We start from the raw sequence: 4,829 nt of genomic DNA on the forward strand, positions 1-4,829 counted from the left end.
AGAATTTCATATACCTAGCTATGAGTAGGGTTATGTTAAAGAGGGAATATGCTTGAATTTACTTGTTTCCGGACAACCTCTAAAAACAATGTACCCTATTATATAGCTGGAACTCTGGCTACTTTCACTTTATTAGCATCTGGAGTGTTTGCTGCAGCTCCTTATATTGGTTTCTTAGCTCCAGTTGCAGCATTAAGTGTTGGCTTGCCATTTATTATTGGTTATGCTGTGTTTTCTGTTGTAACTATTGCACTTTCGTATAAAGCAATTAGTGAGAACAAAACAAATTCTGAGTTAAAAAATAAAATGAAAGCTCAAGAGCAAACAATTTCTGGGCAAAAAACTCAACTAGCTAAAAAAGAAGCGGAAGTAAAAGCTAAAGAGGAAGAAAATTCTAAGTTAAAAAATAAAGTAGAAGCTCAAGAGGAAGAAAATTCTAAGTTAAAAGATCAAGTACGCACTCAAAAGCAGAAAAGTTCTGAGCAAAAAACTCAACTAGCTGAAAAAAATAAAAAGATAGAAGAAGACAAATTAAAAGTGGCAATTGCTGATGGCACTGTTCAGCTTGCAAAAGGAACAGTTAATAGCGCTGTTTGGTTTGCAAAAGAAGCAGTTAATGGTGTCTTGTATTCTGGCAAATATGCTTACGATAATTATGTGCCATCAACTGAGTCTACAAAAGGAACACTTAGTGGTATTGGAGGTGGCTTGAAAAATACTTATGATGCGTCAATTGCATCTGTAAGAGGAGCACTTAACAGCGTTGGAAGCAGCTTGTACAGTAGGATTTATGGTACTAAGGTTTCTAGTCCGGAAGAGCAGTTTAAGCGTGAAGATGGATCTAAACCTAGCATGCAAGAACTAACTCGTTTGGATTATTTAAATCTTGAGGTTCTTTCCAGTGAGCAAAAGCAACGAGCTAATAGTTTGGATTATTTAAATATTGATAACGTTCCTAAGCAACCTGATCATTTAAATGTTGATGCTGCTAAAAGTTATTTAATGAGTCTTTCTGAGGATCAGGATGTATTTTATGATGCAGAATCTGGTGATGAAAAAGGTACTGAGATTTCTAGCCCAGAAAGTCAGCCAACTAAAGAAGAAAATGGTCAAGGCTGGTTTGCATGGAGCCTAGGAAAGGTTAAGTCGGCAATGACTGAAGTAGTAGTGATAGATGCTGATGTTACTAAACCATATTTTGCTAAAGTAACTAAGGCACTTGCCACCTAACTTGAATATGTAGACAGCGGTGTGCACCGTTGTTAACTAAAGATAATCCCATCCAGGAGAAATAGTTTTTACACTATTTCTCCTCTTTAGCATCAACCCTCAAAAAAACCGGCGTAGGTTTAGGCAATGTTATGCCTGAACTTACGCACGCGTCGCACAAAGATTTTAAATCTCGTTGTTCTTTCGGAATTTGCAGTTGATTTAGTATCATCTCTGCTGACTTGGGAACGATTGGCTGCAATAAAATGCCTATTATCCTGATATATTCCAGTAACTTGTAAATTACTAAATTCATGCGCTCTCTGTCAGTTTTGCTTAGTGTCCAGGGTGCACTTTTGTCTATGTAGGCATTTGCTTCAGAAGAGATGTTGATGATTAGAAGTATGATATGGTTAAATTCATACTTTGATAGGTGATTCATCACTTGATCGAGTATAGCTTTGCAACCTGGAAGACTTTCTTCACCTTTAAGTAGGCTTTGATCGATTGTTGGTACAATTCCAGAACATTGCTTGTGTAAAAATGAAATTGTTCTTTGTACTAAATTGCCTATGTTGTTTGCCAGTTCTGAATTTATCCGGCTGATCATATTTTTCTTACTAAAGTTGCCATCCTGACCGAAGCTTGCTTCCCGAAGGAGAAAATAGCGTAGCTGATCAACACCAAACTCTTGAGCGAGGCCAATTGGATCTATGACATTACCAAGGGACTTGGATATTTTCTCTCCCTCGTTCAACCACCAACCATGAACTGCAATTTGTTTTGGCAGTGGCAGGTCTGCTGCAAGGAGAATCGCTGGCCAATATACAGCATGAAAGCGCAATATGTCTTTACCGATTACATGAACGTTGAAAGAGTTGTCAGCTAGGTTTGCAGCGCTTGACACTGGAATCTGCGTTTTCCCTTGGTTTGGTGTCATTCCAGTGCTTGACACTGGAATCTGTGTTTCTGGTTCTGCCCAAAACCTCTTATATTCCTCACCTTCAGTACTAGGGAAACCTATTGATGTAAGATAATTGGTTAATGCATCTATCCAGACATAGATTACGTGTTTGTCATTACCTGGTACTTTTATTCCCCAGTTAAAACTAGTGCGAGAGATTGAGAGGTCAATGAGCCCTGATCTTACAAACGATATCACTTCATTTCTTCTGCTCTCAGGAAAGATAAAACTTGGCTGATTTTTATAGAGTTCCAGTAATTTGTCTTGCCAGTTTGACAAGCGAAAAAAGTAGCTCTCTTCTTTTATCCACTGAACTTCTGCGCCTGTTGGTGCTTTGCCATCTATCAGCTCTGATTCCTGATAAAATGCTTCATCACGAACTGAATACCAACCCGAATAGGAATCCAAATATATTTGCCCTCTCTCTTCAAGTCTATTCCATAAAGCTATAACTGCTTTTTTGTGACGTTCCTCCGTAGTGCGAATAAAATCGTCATACTCAAAATTCATGAACTTAGCCAATTCTTTAAATGAAACGCTCACTTCATCTGTAAATTCTTTTGGCTGCATTTCCTTTGCTTTAGCTGCTTTTTCTATTTTTTGTCCATGTTCATCTGTACCAGTGGTAAATTTGACATTTTTCCCAGCTAGTTTCATGAACCTTGCCACCACGTCACACAAGAGAGAAGTGTATGCATGACCAATATGCGGCTTATCGTTTACGTAATATACTGGCGTGGTGATGTAAAAGTTCTCGAATTGTTCCATGGTTTAGCATTTTGATAAAAATCAACTGAGTTAATTATAGTATTAAAAAGGCAGTAATAAATAAATATTGATTGGGTTAAGCATAATTTTTGAAAAAAGCTATTTACTGAAATTTTATTAAAATAAGAAACAATCAGGCATGATTATTGAAAGAACAATGAGAAATTTTCTTGTAATTCTATTTATAGTTTTCTATGCATTTGATGCACACGCTGATGGAGCAACAGATGTAATGTGTAATGTAATAGGTTACGTTCATAGAATAGGTGAACCAATTATTACAGTGGTAATAATTGGTTCAAGCTTACTTGCAATATTTGGCAGAATGCCTTGGCCTGCACTTTTCGCACTGGGTATGTTTGTTGCTGTGTTTTTTGGTGCTCCTCAAATTGTAACAAAGGTAACAGAAAAAGAAGTTTGTTGTCTTTTTAAAGGTCAAACCTTGGAGAATGGAAAGTGTGTTGCTGCTCCTGGATATGAACGTGTAGGTACAGGTTATGCTTGTCGTTCCGGTTGGGCGCTAACTAATAAAGGCTACTGTATAAAAGCTGGCCAAGATCCTTCAAAGTATTGGAAGTGAAAATGGTGCTTTTATAGAGTTAAATCTAACAAACCGCAGAGTATATAATTAACATCCACGCCTTTAGTTAGATTCCACTCACGCTTTATTACGTTGTACTCCATGCCAGCCATGTTTTGCAGCGTTACATTATTTTCTCTTAAGTGATTTGCAATTTCTGACGGCTTGAGAAATTTATTCCAGTTATGTGTACCTTTTGGCAGCCAATTTAATATGTACTCTGCACCAATTATTGCAAGACAAAAGGATTTAATAGTTCTATTTATTGTGGATATAAAGATTAACCCCTCCGGTTTTAGCAGTTCTATCGCTTTTTTCATGAAAAGCTCTAAATTATCCACATGTTCAACTACTTCCATCAGCAGAACCACGTCGTACTTCTTGTCATTGCTTAGCTCTTCAATGCTGGTGTGTATATATTCTATATTTAACCCTACTTTTTTCGCATGTGAATGCGCTACTTTTATGTTTTCTTCACATACATCTATTCCCACAACGTTAATGCCAACGCGTGCCATTGACTCTGACAAAATGCCACCACCGCATCCAACATCAAGCAATGATAATTCTTTTAAATTGCATTTTTTTAACTCTTTTATTTTCTCAATAATGTAAGATACTCTAACAGGATTCATCATGTGCAATGGTTTGAATTTGCCGTTCTCATCCCACCACTGGCCTGCCATTTTAGCGAATTTTGATATTTCATCTTCGTTATAAGTTTTTGTTTTTTTTTTCTTAGAGGTTATATTGCTGAGTTTATCAAGGCGTTTTTTATGTCTGCTTTCTTTTGAAAATTCTGTTTCGAGGAATTGTTTGACTATGTCTTTTGCTAATCCACTCGCAGTAAATCCTGCACCAAGACACAGTACATTTGCGTTGCCATGCTCGCGAGCTAATTTTGCGATTTCAACACTATTACACAAAGCAGCGTAGATTCCTTCAAAACGATTTGCCACAGTACTCATGCCCAAACCTGTACCACAAATTAATATCCCATAATTTGCTTTTTTGCTTGTTATATCTTCTACAACTTTAACAGCATAGTTTGGGTAATCTACACACTTTTGCTTAGCAGTGCAGCCTTGATCTACTACTCTGTAACCTAGGGCTTCCAGGTAAGGTTTTATTTCTGATTTTAATTCATAACCAGCATGATCTGAGGCAATTGATACTATACCTAACATATAAGAAATAAGGACATTTTATATGGGTTTGAACTTTCTGTCAAGTCATTCAATGCTTCTGACCTCTTGGGAGTTCTAAAGCTATAGCTAAGGTTTTCCTACGTCATACCGCAATTCATTC

At 37.1% G+C, this 4,829-nt stretch carries 4 protein-coding genes; 2 read left to right on the plus strand and 2 right to left on the minus strand.

What is annotated here, in order from left to right; genetic code table 11:
* Nucleotides 1-48: 48 nt before the first annotated feature.
* Entirely contained in the window at nucleotides 49-1,230 is a 1,182-nt protein-coding gene (locus BA053_RS07475; RefSeq protein ID WP_156518048.1) for a hypothetical protein, read from the plus strand.
* 73 nt (nucleotides 1,231-1,303) lie between these two features.
* On the opposite strand, the gene metG is transcribed toward BA053_RS07475, so the two are convergent.
* Nucleotides 1,304-2,941 (minus strand): methionine--tRNA ligase, encoded by a 1,638-nt coding sequence (gene metG, locus BA053_RS05205; RefSeq protein ID WP_065095055.1) that lies wholly within the window; start codon nucleotides 2,939-2,941, stop codon nucleotides 1,304-1,306.
* A 139-nt stretch (nucleotides 2,942-3,080) separates the two neighbouring features.
* On the opposite strand from metG, the gene BA053_RS05210 reads away from it, so the two are divergent.
* Nucleotides 3,081-3,521, plus strand: coding sequence for a TrbC/VirB2 family protein (locus tag BA053_RS05210; RefSeq protein WP_065106838.1), 441 nt, complete (start codon nucleotides 3,081-3,083; stop codon nucleotides 3,519-3,521).
* An 11-nt stretch (nucleotides 3,522-3,532) separates the two neighbouring features.
* On the opposite strand, the gene ubiG is transcribed toward BA053_RS05210, so the two are convergent.
* On the minus strand, nucleotides 3,533-4,708 hold the full coding sequence (gene ubiG, locus BA053_RS05215; protein WP_015589098.1) for a bifunctional 2-polyprenyl-6-hydroxyphenol methylase/3-demethylubiquinol 3-O-methyltransferase UbiG: 1,176 nt from the start codon (nucleotides 4,706-4,708) through the stop codon (nucleotides 3,533-3,535).
* Between the last annotated feature and the right edge of the window lie 121 nt (nucleotides 4,709-4,829).

This window comes from Wolbachia endosymbiont of Nomada ferruginata, assembly GCF_001675785.1.
Classification (GTDB): domain Bacteria; phylum Pseudomonadota; class Alphaproteobacteria; order Rickettsiales; family Anaplasmataceae; genus Wolbachia; species Wolbachia pipientis.